The organism is Emticicia sp. C21 (genome assembly GCF_003418935.1).
Taxonomy (GTDB): Bacteria; Bacteroidota; Bacteroidia; order Cytophagales; family Spirosomataceae; genus Emticicia.
In genome coordinates this window covers 252,576-268,372 of sequence record NZ_QVMT01000005.1, presented here as the reverse complement: position 1 = coordinate 268,372, position 15,797 = coordinate 252,576, and the positions used below count along the sequence as shown (strand labels likewise).

General features: G+C 37.5%; 11 protein-coding genes. 6 read left to right on the top strand and 5 right to left on the bottom strand.

From position 1 onward, the window contains the following. Positions 1 to 50 precede the first annotated feature (50 nt). Positions 51 to 1,445 carry an MBL fold metallo-hydrolase RNA specificity domain-containing protein gene (locus tag D0T08_RS13800; protein WP_116983238.1) on the bottom strand — a complete coding sequence of 465 codons (1,395 nt, stop codon included), beginning with the start codon at positions 1,443 to 1,445 and terminating at the stop codon, positions 51 to 53. A 180-nt stretch (positions 1,446 to 1,625) separates the two neighbouring features. On the opposite strand from D0T08_RS13800, the gene D0T08_RS13795 reads away from it, so the two are divergent. From D0T08_RS13795 to D0T08_RS13780, 4 genes are all read left to right on the top strand, one after another. Next, positions 1,626 to 2,399: an SDR family NAD(P)-dependent oxidoreductase gene (locus D0T08_RS13795; RefSeq protein WP_116983237.1), complete on the top strand. Its 774-nt coding sequence runs from the start codon at positions 1,626 to 1,628 to the stop codon at positions 2,397 to 2,399. A gap of 68 nt (positions 2,400 to 2,467) precedes the next feature. After that, the gene (gene nadB, locus D0T08_RS13790; protein ID WP_116983236.1) at positions 2,468 to 4,057 is read left to right on the top strand and encodes an L-aspartate oxidase; all 1,590 of its coding nucleotides are present in this window, start codon (positions 2,468 to 2,470) and stop codon (positions 4,055 to 4,057) included. Positions 4,058 to 4,128: 71 nt separating this feature from the next. Further along, on the top strand, positions 4,129 to 5,037 hold the full coding sequence (locus tag D0T08_RS13785; RefSeq protein ID WP_116983235.1) for a DUF5050 domain-containing protein: 909 nt from the start codon (positions 4,129 to 4,131) through the stop codon (positions 5,035 to 5,037). Positions 5,038 to 5,056: 19 nt separating this feature from the next. Further along, a complete protein-coding gene (locus D0T08_RS13780) occupies positions 5,057 to 6,181 on the top strand; it encodes a Gfo/Idh/MocA family protein (RefSeq protein WP_116983234.1) in 1,125 nt (374 codons plus the stop codon). A 98-nt stretch (positions 6,182 to 6,279) separates the two neighbouring features. On the opposite strand, the gene D0T08_RS13775 is transcribed toward D0T08_RS13780, so the two are convergent. From D0T08_RS13775 to D0T08_RS13765, 3 genes are all read right to left on the bottom strand, one after another. Beyond that, positions 6,280 to 8,001 carry a M12 family metallo-peptidase gene (locus tag D0T08_RS13775; protein ID WP_116983233.1) on the bottom strand — a complete coding sequence of 574 codons (1,722 nt, stop codon included), beginning with the start codon at positions 7,999 to 8,001 and terminating at the stop codon, positions 6,280 to 6,282. A 133-nt stretch (positions 8,002 to 8,134) separates the two neighbouring features. Then, positions 8,135 to 8,530, bottom strand: coding sequence for a hypothetical protein (locus tag D0T08_RS13770; RefSeq protein WP_147322773.1), 396 nt, complete (start codon positions 8,528 to 8,530; stop codon positions 8,135 to 8,137). Between the two features lie 478 nt (positions 8,531 to 9,008). Next, positions 9,009 to 10,766, bottom strand: coding sequence for an SMP-30/gluconolactonase/LRE family protein (locus D0T08_RS13765; RefSeq protein ID WP_116983231.1), 1,758 nt, complete (start codon positions 10,764 to 10,766; stop codon positions 9,009 to 9,011). A gap of 313 nt (positions 10,767 to 11,079) precedes the next feature. On the opposite strand from D0T08_RS13765, the gene D0T08_RS13760 reads away from it, so the two are divergent. Beyond that, complete coding sequence (locus tag D0T08_RS13760; protein ID WP_116983230.1) at positions 11,080 to 11,739, top strand: hypothetical protein; 660 nt, start codon at positions 11,080 to 11,082, stop codon at positions 11,737 to 11,739. A gap of 297 nt (positions 11,740 to 12,036) precedes the next feature. Then, positions 12,037 to 13,347 carry an adenosylhomocysteinase gene (ahcY, locus tag D0T08_RS13755; protein WP_116983229.1) on the top strand — a complete coding sequence of 437 codons (1,311 nt, stop codon included), beginning with the start codon at positions 12,037 to 12,039 and terminating at the stop codon, positions 13,345 to 13,347. Positions 13,348 to 13,403: 56 nt separating this feature from the next. Here ahcY and pbpC read toward each other — a convergent pair whose 3' ends face one another. Further along, positions 13,404 to 15,740, bottom strand: a complete 2,337-nt coding sequence (gene pbpC / locus D0T08_RS13750; protein ID WP_409012925.1) for a penicillin-binding protein 1C — start codon at positions 15,738 to 15,740, stop codon at positions 13,404 to 13,406. Positions 15,741 to 15,797 lie beyond the last annotated feature (57 nt).

The window sequence follows — 15,797 nt, the reverse complement described above, 5'->3', positions numbered from 1 at the left end:
TAATTGTGGCGCGAACCGAGCGACGGTCGCGCCGCAATTTAAGCACTCAATTACAAATCGAATCCTTCGCCCTGGGCAGGTATCAGAATATTTTTAAAACCTGCTAATAACAATCGGTTCTTAAAAGCTAATTGTGTAGGTAACTCTCCGTGCACCAAAAATAAACTCTTTACTTTTGAAGCATCCTGACAACCCAGATAAGTAATCAATTCGGAATAATCTGCATGGGCAGAGAACGAATCCATCACTTCTACTTTTGCATTTAATTTGTGTAACTCACCAAATATTTTTACGTGTTCAGGTCTTCCTTTTAAAACAGCCCCTAAACTTTCGGGTGAGCAATAACCTACCAATAATATAGTATTATTTGGGTTCTCAACATTATTAGCAATATGATGCTTGATTCGACCCGCTTCTGCCATACCCGAGGCTGAAATAATAATACAAGGTTCTTTATAAGAGTTTAAGGCTTTTGATTGATTCACCTCACTGATATAATGCAGATTATCAAAGTTAAAAGCATCGCCATCGTGCTTGATATAATCAAGAATTTCAGGATTAAAGCATTCTTCGTTTTCTTTCATTGCTATCGTTGCTTTTACAGCCAACGGGCTATCTACATATACCTGTATCTTAGGCAACCTACCCTCACTTTCCAGTTGATCTAAGGCATAGACTAACTCCTGCGTACGGTCAACGGCAAAGGCCGGAATAATCAGTTTTCCTCTACGAACCACACAGGTATCATGAACAATTTTAAGCAAGTGAGCTTTCATATCAATTTCCGGCTCATGCAATCTATCACCATACGTTGATTCACTAATAATATAATCTGCTTGTGGAAATGCTTCGGGGCTGCGCAGTATTTTATCATTCGGCCGACCCACATCACCTGTAAAGAATAATGTTTTAGTACCTTGAGTTTCCTCAAATGTCAGATAGATACCTGCGCTTCCCAATAGATGGCCTGCATCATAAAATTCTGCTTTTACACCCTCTTCTAAATAAAAAGGGGTACGATAATCTATCGTTTTGAATAATGACAGAGCATTTCTTACATCCTCTTCCCCATATAACAGTTCCAGTAGAGACTCTCCACGTTTATGTCTTCTTTCATTGACTCTTTCTAAATCCTTTTCCTGAATATAGGCAGAATCATACAACATAATGTCGCATAAGTCTTTAGTAGCATTAGTAGCATATATCTGTCCTTTGAATCCTTTTTTTACTAATCTTGGCACTAAACCTGTGTGATCTATATGTCCATGGCTTAATACCAGAATATCTATCTCTTTCGCATCGAAGCCAAAATTCAGATTTAATTCAGAAGTATTAATACCCTGGAATAAGCCACAATCCAATAATATTTTTGTTCCTTTTTGGGTAGTTATCAGGTGTTTGCTTCCGGTTACACGTTGCGCTGCTCCGTAGAATTGAATTTTCATAAGTCCTTTTCAAGTAATATTTATGAGAAATAAAATCTTTTAGGTAAAATATAAAAGACAAATGCATCTATCATTTTAACAAATGTATTTAGAATTATTTTTACTTACCGAATTGACTGCTAATTTTGACGAAAATTTCAAGTATTAGTCAGCAAATTTAATCTATTAATTTTCCGTAAAATGTTTCGTCTTGATAATAAAGTAGCCATCGTAACCGGAGGTGCAAGCGGCATAGGCCTTTCGATTTCCAGACTTTTTGCTAAACAAGGAGCAGCAGTACATATATTTGAATTAAATGTCGACCAAGCCGAACGCGAAGCAGACCTGATTAATGCTAATGGTGGCGAAGCCTACTTTCATCAGGTAGATGTATCCAAGCAAAGAGAGGTAAAAAAAGCCATTGACAAAATAGCTAAAGAAAATACCATTGATATTCTGGTGAATAATGCAGGTATAGCTCATATAGGCACGGTTGAAACTACCTCAGAAGAAGATTTTGACAAGGTATTTAATGTGAATGTAAAAGGTACTTATAACTGTCTCCAAGCCCTTATCCCACATTTCAGAGCGAAAGGCGGTGGAGTGATTCTTAACATTGCTTCTATTGCCGCTACAGTCGGGATTCCCGACAGGTTTGCCTATTCGATGAGTAAAGGAGCTATTTATACCATGACTTTACAAGTAGCTAAAGATTACCTGAAACATAATATCCGTTGTAACAGCATTTCTCCTGCTCGTGTACACACCCCATTTGTAGATGGATTCCTGAAAAAGACTTATCCGGGTAAAGAAAAAGAAATGTTTGATAAACTTTCAAAAACCCAACCGATTGGCCGTATGGCAAAACCGGAGGAAATTGGCTCATTGGCTGTATATCTATGCTCTGATGAAGCAGGATTCATTACAGGCTGCGATTACCTGATTGATGGAGGTTTTGTAAAACTAAACAACTAACCCCTATATTTGAATAATTTAAAGACCGCTTTCAATAACTTTATTGAAAAGTATTCAAATTTTATCTCATGCAAAAAGTAGATTTTTTAGTGATAGGTTCCGGTATTGCAGGCTTGAGTTTTGCGCTAAAAGCAGCAGCCAAAGGAAAGGTATTGATTCTGACGAAAGTAAACGCCGACGAAACGAATACCAAATATGCACAAGGTGGTATAGCTGCTGTTTTTGACCCTGAAACCGACTCTTTTGAAAAACATATCAGCGATACATTGATTGCCGGAGATGGACTCTGCGATCGAAAAATTGTAGAGATAGTGGTAACCGAGGGCCCTGACCGTATTCAGGAATTAATTGATTATGGAACTAACTTCGACAAACATGGTTCGGAATATGACCTGACACGTGAAGGTGGACACTCAGAGAAGAGAATACTACACTATAAAGATATTACAGGCAAAGAGATTGAGCGGGCTTTGCTTGAACAGGTAAGTAAAAACCCGAATATTGAGATTCTGACGCATTATTATGCCGTTGAAATCATTACCCAGCACCATTTGGGGATTGAGGTTACACGTGAAACGAGTGATATTACCTGTTTTGGCGTTTATGCCTTAAATGTGCATACCAATCAGGTAGAAACTATCCTTTCAAAGGTTACACTAATGGCTACTGGTGGCGCAGGAAATATTTACTCTGCCACAACCAACCCAGTGATTGCTACGGGAGACGGTATTGCCATGATATATCGAGCCAAAGGCCGAGTTAGAGACATGGAAATGATACAATTTCACCCTACTTCTTTATATAATCCGGGTGAATATCCAAGTTTCCTCATTACCGAAGCCGTACGTGGTGAGGGTGGGGTATTGAAAAATAAAAAGGGCGAAGAATTTATGCAAAGCTACGACCCTCGTGGCTCCTTGGCTCCCCGTGATATAGTGGCTCGTTCGATAGATGCAGAAATGAAGAAATCGGGAGAAGATCATGTTTATCTTGATATTTCATTCAAACCTAAAGAACTAATATTACAGCACTTTCCAAACATTTATGAGAAATGCTTGAGTATAGGGCTTGATATTTCTAAAGACATGATTCCCGTAGTACCTGCCGCACATTATTTATGTGGAGGTATTTTAGTAGATGAATATGGACATTCAACTATTCATCGCTTGTTTGCCTGCGGTGAATGTTCTTCTACCGGACTACATGGAGCTAACCGTTTAGCATCTAATTCATTACTGGAAGCAGCCGTTTTCGGACATCGCATTGCTCATCAGGCAATGGAAGATGTGGACAAAATCAGCTTCCAGGAAAATGTGCCTGATTGGAATGAATTTGGTACAGAACAATCGAATGAAGAAATTCTGGTTACTCACAACTTGCGTGAGGTGCAACGCATGATGTCTGACTACGTAGGTATTGTCCGTTCTGATTTCCGTTTAGAACGCGCTTTACGTCGCCTGAAACTGGTAAAAGATGAAACAGAAGAATTCTACAAGAAAACCAAGCTTTCAGTAAAGCTTTGTGAATTGCGCAATCTGGTGCAATGCGCTGAATTAGTGATTCGCTGTGCTATGAAACGTAAAGAAAGCCGAGGACTACATTATACGACAGATTATCCTTATAAATTAGGCGGAAAACCAGAGAATTCCGTACTATAAGTCTAGTAAATTGATTAAAAATTGAATACATTTGGTTTCTATTCAACTATAAGCCTAATGTATTCAATTCTATGAAAATCTTATTCTTTATCTTCCCCATTGCTGTGTTTGCCCAAGCACCTCAGAACGTGGAAAGCACACTGGAAACCATCGACATAAAGTCAGGCAAACGAACAATCATACTCAAAGAAAAACGTCATTTTGAAGCCCCTAACTGGTCGAGAGACGGTAAATACTTCATTATCAATGCCAAAGGGTTACTAGAAAGAGTCTCTACTTCCGGTGAGAAACTTGGCATTATCAATACAGGCATTGCCAATAAATGCAATAACGACCATGGCATCAGCTTTGATGGCAAAATGATAGTTATCAGCCATAACGATAGTACTATGCGAGGGAATAAAGGCGGCACTTCGCGCATTTTCACTCTTCCAATCGACGGTGGTACGCCTAAACTCATTACAGAAAAAGCTCCCTCTTACTGGCATGGCATTTCTCCTGATGGACAAACCTTAGTCTATTGCGCTTCAAGAAATGGCGAATTTGATGTATATAGTATCCCTGTTAACGGTGGCGAAGAAAAACGATTGACTGATGCCCAAAGTCTGGATGATGGCCCGGAATATTCTCCAGATGGGAAATACATCTATTTCAATTCGCACCGTACCGGAAAAATGCATATTTACCGTATGAAACCTGACGGAAGCGAGCAGGAACAACTCACCAATGATGAATATAGCAATTGGTTTGCGCACCCGTCACCCGATGGTAAATCGATTGTTTTTATTACTTATATAGAAGACCAGAAAGCGGCTCATCCGTTTGGTAAAGATGTTAAACTTCGCCTGATGGATTTGAAAACCAAAAAAATTAAAGATTTAACTGAAGTATTTTTTGGCGGACAGGGAACTATTAATGTACCAAGTTGGTCTCCCGATAGTAAGCAATTAGCTTTCGTGACTTATCGAATTGATAATTAAACTATTAAACCTGAATCTAATGACTGAAAATCAATCTCGCCGTTCATTCCTGCAAAATTTAGGTGTAGGGCTCGGCACTACAGCAGCAGCATTTACTGTTCCCTCTCTGGTGAGTATCCCCGAATCAAAATCCAAATATGAAGGCAAGAAATTGGGTATTGCCTTAGTGGGTTTAGGGAGTTATGCGAAAAATCAGTTAGCCGTTGGTTTGGAACAAACTCCTAATTGTTATCTGGCAGGTATTGTAACAGGTACGCCATCTAAGGCCGAAGAATGGATGAAGAAATATAATATTCCGAAAAAGAATGTATATAACTATCAGACATTTGACCAGATAGCCGATAATAAAGATATTGATATTGTATATGTTGTGCTACCCAACTCTATGCACCACGAATATGTGATACGTGCAGCGAAAGCAGGTAAACACGTAATGTGCGAGAAGCCTATGGCAAATACGGTAAAAGAATGCCAGGAGATGATAAAAGCTTGTAAAGATGCCGGAGTGCAGTTGGGGGTAGGTTACCGCATGCACTTTGAGCCTTTTACTAAGGAGGTCATCAGAATGAGCCGTGAGAAAGTTTTTGGTAATGTAAAATTCATTAACTCAAACTTTGGCTTTACCATTGGCGACCCAACTCAATGGCGATTGAAAAAACCAATGGCAGGTGGTGGCCCATTGATGGACGTAGGCATTTATTGTGTACAAGGCTCTCGGTATATAACAGGTAAAGAACCTTTAGCCGTAACAGCCCAATTTGGCCCTATTACTGACCCTACTCGTTTTAAAGATGTGGAAGAGTCTCTCTCATGGCAGTTTGACTTCCCCGATGCAGTTACTGTCAATGGATTTACATCATATAAAACCAATATTGAACAATTATATATTACTTATGAAAAAGGCTTCGTTCAGTTAAGTCCTGCTTATAGCTACGGGCCAATTAAGGGCCGCACAAGTCAGGGAGAACTGAATCTGCCAATTGTGCATCATCAGGCTAATATGCTGGAAGCTATCGCTCGTGAGTTTCTGGAAACCAAAATGTTTCCAAGCCATATTTCAGGGGAAGAAGGCTTAAAAGACATGAAATATCTGACGGCTATTTATGAGGCTGCACGCACTGGTAAGAAGATTAAATTGGCATAATATGAATTCAGTGTGCAACGGCTATGTCTGACAAATATTACCGTTGCACATACACTGAATCTTTAATTTATTAAAAGCTCTAAGTTTCTTTAATAAAATTATTCTATTAGAATTCGAACAGTTTCTGTAGGTTTATTTTCGAGTTTTAAGTTGGTAATTATTAAGTAATAAATACCTCTTGGAAGACTTTTAACATCAAGCTCTATCTTGCTACCATCTTTGATTGTTTTTTTAGTAAATTCTTCCGAAAGATTAATCGAAAGTGCCGAATATTTTGTGGCATCACTAATTAACTCTATTTTATTAGGAAAATTTTCAATTGAATTTAAATCATCAAAAGCAATTGTTAATTTAGAACTTGAAGGGTTAGGGAAAACAGAGTACCTAAAACAACTCGAAGCATCGAATTGATAATACCTATCAATATTACCACAAGCATTTGATTTACTTGCCTTCACTGTAAAAGTACCAGCGTTACTTCCTGCTGATACTGTTGCACTTGAGCTACTTGAAGAGACTATATATGCGCTTGTTCCAAAGTTTTGAACACTCCAAGTAATACTATTTATTCCCGCCGCATTCATATTATACCAATTAGATAAGCATACATAATTGATATCAGAGGTTGTAATAAGAATGCCATCTTTATACATTTGAAAGCTACCTGTTATTATACAGTTTTCTAGTCCACTAGCTAAGTTATTCCAGATTAAATCCTTAGAATAATTAGAAAAAGAACTAATATTCCCTGAATTAGCCGTCTCCATAATTGTTCCTGTAGGGCTATCATCATGTCCCGTATGGCCAACAATATGTGCTAATTCATGACAAGTTATTGTTTCTATATTTAATGGATTTGCTATCATCCCATAAGCATCTGAACTACAAAGAGAATTAGCATATGCTACTCCTACGTATTGAAGGCCTCCTTCTAGTGCAAAAGTTCTTTTAGAAAATAATAATGCACAGTCTCTGGTGATACCTGTTCTATTACTATTCCACCAATTACGAAATTCACTTAGAGCAGGACCTTTAGTTATTGAAGTACTTGTGTATGGATCTGTAGTTGTCCAAAGAGTTGAACTTGATACCTGAACTACCATTGATAATTCACTTCCAAATATTGTGGTAACAGTATTCATTATACTAGCCATTTGAGAGGAAGCATTAACTCCGAAGAAAGAATTCCATTCATTATCACCTTCTATCGCCACAAATATCTTCCGACAATAATTATTTATTCCAAAGGTATTAATTCTATATTTCTTTTTTAAATTTTGAACAATCCCTTCCGTTCCACACATATCTTCATGCCCTTTTTTGTATGAATCAGACCTATAAACTACGACTTTTTCTTCACTAAAATCTTTACCAAAAAAATGTCGGATTGTTGAAAAATTCCAATCACCATCCACTCCTGAATGATATCGTCCACTAATTGATTCTTTACTGATTGTTAAACTAAATGTTTCCCTCTCAAGGTTTATAGCTCTTAAAAAGCTATTATTTTCAAGCAGAGATTTGACTTCATTACTTTCTTTTTTGTAATCCGCTGCAAATAAATCCGAATCTATGAATTCGAAAGATTCTTGAGGAAAGGATGTACCTGGTAGATTAAAGATGATATTCTTTTTTGATTTTGCGAGTTCTAACTCACTTTTAGAAAATGTAAAAACCTTATATTCCATGAATATTTCATTTAATTTATCTTCCTCAATCTTATTTAAGTCTGCAGGAGAACCAGTTAAGGTGATTGAGGGTTGAGCAAAGGATAAAAAAGAAAGAAAAAAGAGGGTTAAAAAAATCAGATTTTTTTTCATCACATTTGTTGTTTTATATGGATAAATAATACACGGGTATTCATTACATAAGACTAGTCACCGTTTGGGAGAAACGTGAATAAAATTTGCATCCTCAAAAAAACACCTATAACTTTATAATCACTTAAAATATTTAATTTTCCACCTGTTTAATACTATCGATTACGAAGGGTCCACTTGCCATTCCTCCACATGGCATTCCCGCTTTGCAATTTAAAGTGTACGAAGTTCCTGAAATTATTACTTTCATTCCATTACGTTTAAACTCTTCCGGGAACATGCAAGGAGTAAAAGGTGTGTTTTCATGGCCTTCAATTTGAATATACCAGAAATAAGCATAAGAAGCACCGGTGCCATATTTTATCACAGCGTTTGCTTCCTTAAATTCTGATAGTTTAATAGGTAAATTATACTTATCTGGGCTAATGCATAAATCTGCATAAAGCTTGGTTTCTGGTGAAGGTTGGTTTATGCTACATGAAAACATTAACATAGCTGATATTGATAAAAATAAAATACTCTTTTTCATGACATTTTTAAGATATTAGGTAATACAATTAATTAAATAATGAGGTTCAGAAAAAATGCTTTTAAAACATTAATTGAAAAATTTCTAAAGACTACTTTGAGGAAATTTATTGAGAAAAGCTGAATCTTATACTTTAGAATAATAGAAATAAGTACTTCTGTATAATAGAAGCAGGAAATGGCGGACACAAAAAAATGTATGCGTTTTAGTGTTTTTTATATCACAGAATGTTGTTTTTTAATAAACCAAATATACATAAATTATTTTTATTTCATTGCCATTGTTTTAAGAAATTTATTTTACGGTAATTTTTTATTTAAATGCTGTTTTTGCATTTTTATCAATTAATTGATAAATTTCATAATTTTGCCATTTTACCTAACAAAAGATTTAAGCCAATTATTACTTAACTTAGAGTACCATTAAATGTTCCACGCCCATATTCGTCAGAGTAGAGTCGTGACACGCAAACCACAGGTTAAAGCCTCGGCGCTGCCGGTTTATTAGGCGTATCAAAAGTATTCGCTCCTTTTACTTTCACTTTCCGACGAAACACCTTATCTACACAAGTAATATACATCACATCAAAATTTGGCCCGCCGAAACATAGATTTGATACTTGTCCCTTGGTTTTAGGTACTGGTAAAATGGCATTTACTCGCCCGGTTTGGTCAAGTACTTGTATTCCTGAGAGTGTTGTAACATATACTCTGCCATCTCTATCACATTTTAATCCGTCCGACCAAGCATTTTCATCCGTATCGCGTACATGAAGCCACCCATATTTTTGCTTATGAGATAATCTGCCATCAGCTTGAACCTGGTATACCCATACCCAATGAGAGGCTGATTCGGTTACATATAACTGTGTCTGGTCAGGCGAGAGAGTCAAGCCATTGGCAAATTTTAAGCCCTCATCAACTTCTATCTTTTCGCCATTCGGTCTTATCAAATACAATTTGCTTGGATTGCTTACACCATTAGGCGCTGTAATGTATATATTGCCATTTTTAGCTACTACAATATCATTTCCTGTCTGGTTATCAGCTACGACTGTTTCTTTACCTGTTGCATCATGGCTGATTATTTGCTTTGTTCCACCTGCCACTACATACCTTTTCCCATCAGGACTAAAAGCCGTGCCGCTTGATTTCTTAGCATCAATATCCAGGGTTGTCAATTTACCATCTAATCCCACTTTATAGGTTTTTGAATTAGGAATATCCTGATAGAATACTTCTCCTGTCGCATTGGCAGCCGTACCCTCTGTAAAAGTATAACCTTCACCTACCAATTCCCACCCTTCATTATCAAGTAGGATATCGCTTAAAAACGGGTTCTTGGTTTTACCTGCTGTGACAGGTTTCGGATAATCTTTCCAAAGCCACCGCATAGCCTCAGGAAAGATAGCAGTTCCATGTTTGCCATTATGTCCACCCTCACCCCAAACATGATTTACTTCATAGCCAGAAAAAATCAAGGCTCTTTCCATCAGCTCATTCGATTTCCACCAGTCGCCTGCATAAATATTCAAATCATTGGTACCATCCTGCAAGTAAACACGGATAGGCTTAGGTTCGTATTTACGAATGAGTGTCGGATATTCATTGGCTCCTCTCAGACCCACATATGTACCAATGGCACTAAATACTCTTGAAAAGGCATCAGGGCGTTCCCAGGCAGCTGTAAAAGCGCAAACTGCTCCACTGCTTGAGCCGCCTATAGCTCTATCATTTCCGCTTTTTGATAAACGAATAGCACGACCATCGCTCGTTTTCTTCTTTTCTACTTCAGGGAGAATTTCATCTAAAATGAATCTTGCATAATTATCTCCCAAACCATCGTATTCATAACTGCGGTTAAAGCGATCTAGAGATGTTTCACTATTAGCCGCCTTTACTCTTCCATGCATCACAAAAATACCAATCGTAACCGGCATTTCTTTTTTATGAATCAGGTTATCAAAAACCGTAGGAGCTTTCCATTGAATACCATCCTGATTGATATATACGCAGGCCGGTTTATCAGGTGTATATTGTGCCGGAACATATACCCAATACTCGCGCCAGGTACCCGGAAAAATCTTGGAATCAGCAAATTCAAATTTTAGTATTTCTCCTTTAGGTACACCTGCCTGTTCAATAGACGCAGGGTCTTCAGCATATTTTTCTTCAGTTGTCTGGGCAAAGGTATTTATCTGCCAACAGGCAAAGAGCGCGAAGAGTAATTTTTTCATAGTTAAGGTTTAGAAGAATTGAAATAGAATAACCAAATATAGTAAAAACCAAAAGATAAATCCTTGCTATTTAATCAGGTAGACAGATTTTAATTCGGCATCATTAGTTATAGATTCAACTATACTCCTGACTAAATCAAATAGAGCGTCTATTAAATGCCATATAACCGAAAATATATACTTTCGACCTTTCAGTAAATTTTATAAACCAATAATCATTAAAAATTTATACGCTTTATCAGGAATAGCGTTATTCGCATGTTTTTCGGGTATAGATGCCCATTATTATCTCATATACTTAATCAATAAAGACATGAAAACCTCTTATGCATTCATCATTCTGCTATTTATTACGGCAAATGCTTTGGCCCAAGTATCAAACGATAATACCATGAGTGTTATGATTAATGGCACTGAATATAAAACACAGCCCCGCCAGATTAAAATCGGCAACTATGGATATTTTACTGGTAATGCTAACAAACCCGACAAAATGTTACGTATATGGCTGGGTGATTTCTATGGTCGCTCTGCTGTAGAATCAGGTACTTATCTGATTGTAAATGCCGATAATCCCGACACCAAAGAAAATATCAAAAAAGCACAGGATTTGGGCAAATATAAAGGTATTGCAGCCATCAGATATGTAGAAGAAATCAAAGAACCTCGTATGGAATACCATATGGGAGAATCTCAGAACAATGACGAGACCTTGGAAGTGAAGAATAATGGTGATGGTTTCATAGATATTACATTTAGCAGCAAATTGACTGGTACCTATTGGAAAGAGAAAGCATCAGCTACTGTATTTGGTGGATTGGGCCGCCTGAAAGACAAAATGGAAAACAAAGTGATCACCCAGGCTACCGGATTCGACTCAAACATTGACCCCGAAGGAAACGGCTACAAAAAACAGGACAAAAAAGATGAGATTATTCTGACCGATGGAAAGATGCGATTGAAGAATAATTAGTTAGATTAGAGTTCTTTATGTGACAATAAAGAATTATGAAATTAGCTGTCTATTGTGTCAAGTCATACTTCGCCTTTATTCTATCCAAGAGGGACAGGGGTTGTTTTGCTTATAGTATTAGAAAAATGTGAGGCGAACTAGAAGCGACCGTTACCCGGATGCCCCACAATTTATTATCCCTAAATAAAATTATCCAAATAAAATTTATTATCACAATAATTTATCCTAATTTTGTCAGTAATTTAGAAAAACCAACTAAATTAACAATTTAATAAGGATAAATTAACTTAAAAGATAATGTCAACAAAAAATTACATTCCTTACAAAGTAAAAGACATAGCCCTTGCCGATTGGGGTCGTAAAGAAATCAAATTAGCTGAAGCAGAGATGCCGGGCTTGATGTCTATTCGTAAAGAGTACGGTCCATCAAAACCATTAGCAGGTGCACGTGTAGCAGGTTGTTTACACATGACTATCCAGACTGCGGTTTTGATTGAAACATTGGTAGAGTTGGGTGCTGAAGTTACTTGGTCATCATGTAATATCTTCTCAACGCAAGATCACGCTGCTGCTGCTATTGCTGCCGCTGGTATTCAGGTTTATGCTTGGAAAGGACAAACTGCAGAAGAGTTTGACTGGTGTATTGAACAAACTTTGTTTTTTGGTGAAGAACAACAACCATTAAACATGATTTTGGATGATGGTGGTGATTTAACAAACATGGTGTTTGACAAATATCCTGAGTTAATTGGCGATATCAAAGGTTTATCAGAAGAAACAACTACCGGTGTTCACCGTCTATACGAGCGTCAAAGAAACGGTACTTTACACTTACCGGCTATCAACGTAAACGACTCTGTAACTAAATCTAAATTTGATAACAAATACGGTTGTCGTGAATCATTAGTTGATGCGATTCGTCGTGCAACTGACTTAATGTTGGCTGGTAAAGTAGCAGTTGTAGCTGGTTATGGTGATGTAGGTAAAGGTTCGGCAGATTCATTGCGTGGTGCAGGGTGTAGAGTTTTGGTAACTGAAATCGACCCAATCTGTGCACTTCAGGCAGCTATGGACGGTTATGAGGTAGTTACGATGGACGAAGCAGCTACCCGTGCGAATATCTTTGTAACAGCAACCGGAAACATCGACATCATCCGTGACCGTCACTTTAAAGCGATGCGTGATAAAGCTGTGGTTTGTAACATCGGTCACTTCGATAACGAAATCGATATGGCGTGGTTGAACAACAACTACGGACATTCTAAAACTACTATCAAACCACAGGTTGATATGTACGAAATCGATGGTAAAGAAATTATCATTCTAGCTGAAGGTCGTTTAGTAAACTTAGGTTGTGCAATGGGTCATCCATCTTTTGTAATGTCATGTTCGTTCTCGAATCAGACATTGGCACAAATCGAATTGTGGACCAACAGTGACAAATATGAGAAGAAAGTATACGTATTGCCTAAGCAATTAGATGAGAAAGTAGCTGCTTTCCACTTATCTCACGTAGGTGCCAAATTAGATACATTGAATGCTGACCAAGCCGCTTATATCGGTGTATCAACAGAAGGTCCATTCAAATCAGAAATGTATCGTTATTAATATTGTTGAAATTTCAACAGCAAGAGAGGGATTCGTAAGAGTTCCTCTCTTTTGTTTTATTCCGACTTTATTGTCACTGAAATAGTACTACTTCTTCCTTTATCATCAGTACATGAAATCCGTAATTTACCCGCAGTCGGTACAAAAAAGACAGGTTGATTGGCTTTTGCTTTTCTAAGTAACTTATCATTCAGATACCAATACACCTCTTTCACGTCATTTGCCGCCTGACAAGCCAATTGCATTTGTTGTGGGTCTTTAGCATTAATATAATATTCGCTTCCCTCGTTAGGATTAGTGATAACAGGCAGATTATTAACAGTGCCAAACACTCTGGTGCAGGCTAGATTGTGAGGCGGAATACGCTCATAAAGAATATGCTTCAATTCATAAAAACTGATGAGTTCAGGGGCGTAGTTCATGTAGTTCTTTCCCTTGTAATTGCCATCCATAGGTAAGCATTGCGTACAATAGCTGATAGTTTCAGCATAATTGACAAAAAATTGCTTGATATGGGCACACTTATGGGTATGTGAGACATTCCTGATAGAATAATCCAGAATTTTATTGGGGCAGTATTCATTCGGCAAATCACCTGATTCGGCACAGACCTGTCGAGAAACCACATTTTTGGGTTGCTGAAACCATTCGTTATTGGAATTGTAATCAATGCTATTAAAGATTTGAAACAATAAAGGCGTAGCTATTTCTGCTCCACTCAATTCAGGAACACCTTCTCCCGAAAAATTACCTACCCAAACTCCAATTGTGTATTTCTTATTATAGCCAATGCTCCACGCATCACGTTTTCCGAAAGAAGTACCCGTTTTCCACGCGATTTTAGGTAAGCGATAAGTGTAATCGAAATTATTAGGCAAATCTGGTCTCTTAATTTGGGATAAAATCTGCGTAATCAGAAAGCAAGACTCCGGAGAAACTAATGGCGATACACTTCTACTCTCTTTTGCCTCTCTTTTCAATCTGGCTTTCTCCCATTTTCCATGATTCGCAAATACGGCATACAATTGCGTCATTTCCTCTAAGGTTACTCCGCATCCTCCCAGCACTATTGAAAGACCTAAATCCTTTTCCTGCTTCTTTACAGTTTGAAAATTGGCTTTCTTTAATACCTCTATCAATTCTTTCTTTCCTAAATCTCTTACAACTTTTACTGCAGGGATATTTAATGAATTAGCCAGAGCAAATTCTACTGTTACCTTACCATTGAATTTCTTATCAAAGTTTTCAGGTTCAAAACCGCTGAAATTCGTTGGTACATCATTAATAATGTTTTTGGGAGTAATGAGTCCTTTATCGAAGGCAGTAGCATAAAGAACAGGTTTTAAGGCACTTCCGGGTGAACGAATGGCTTGAATGCCATCTACCTGCCCTCCATCCGTCTTATTATAAAAATCTGCTGAACCTACGTAGCTTTCTACCTGCATGGTTTCATTATTGATAACCAGAACAGCGGCATTATGGATATTCATCGCCCGAACTCTGTTGGCATAATTCCCGACAATCTGTTCTACTTTTGCTTGTATAGGTTGTTTAATATAAGTTCTGATAGTTGGCTCATCAGGATACTGCTTTTTCAATCTTAAAGCCAGATGTGGCACTAATTTAGGCGCTTCATGTCGACTTACTTGAAGTGGCTCTTTGGTTGCGTCATTAATTGCCTGATTCTCAAATGCTTTTTCTTTTCTGAATCGCTCCAACCATTTATTCCTTTCCTGCACAATCAGAGGATTTTTAGTACCTAATTGCAAACTTGTGGGTCTATTAGGTATAATAGCCAAAGTAGTTACCTCCGCCAGACTCAATCTATCTGGCGATTTCTGAAAATATAAATAAGAAGCAGATTTGATTCCCTCAATATTAGACCCATAAGGCACCAGATTGAGATACATTTGAAGAATTTCTTCTTTCGAGTAAAAAATTTCCAATTGTGTAGCTTTTCCAATCTCAGATAGCTTATTCCAATATGTCCGTTCATTTGGATATAGCATACGCACTACCTGCATCGTAATCGTACTTGCCCCCGAAGTGCGCCTACCTTTAGTAACATTATTATATAATGCTCTGATAATAGCAATTGGATTAACCCCAAAATGGTAGTAGAAATACTTGTCTTCTTTAGTAATAATGGCTTTTCGAAGAGTTGGCGTAATTTCTTTTAATTCTACATACATGCGCCATTTATCATCGGGACTTAAGAAAGCATGTAATAGTGTGCCGTCGGAGGCAGTAATTAAGGTGGAATATTTCGTGTTTATTTTTAGTGGAAAAGTCAGGTTCAGCAGAATCATTAGTCCCAACAATACAATAATCGTTTTCCCATAAATGCTTTTAAAGAAGAAGCCGAAAAGTTTTTGAGAGAGAGACTTGAACACGAATTTATTTTTTAGAATTTGCCATGAATTAAACGAATTTACACGAATATTGTGGTT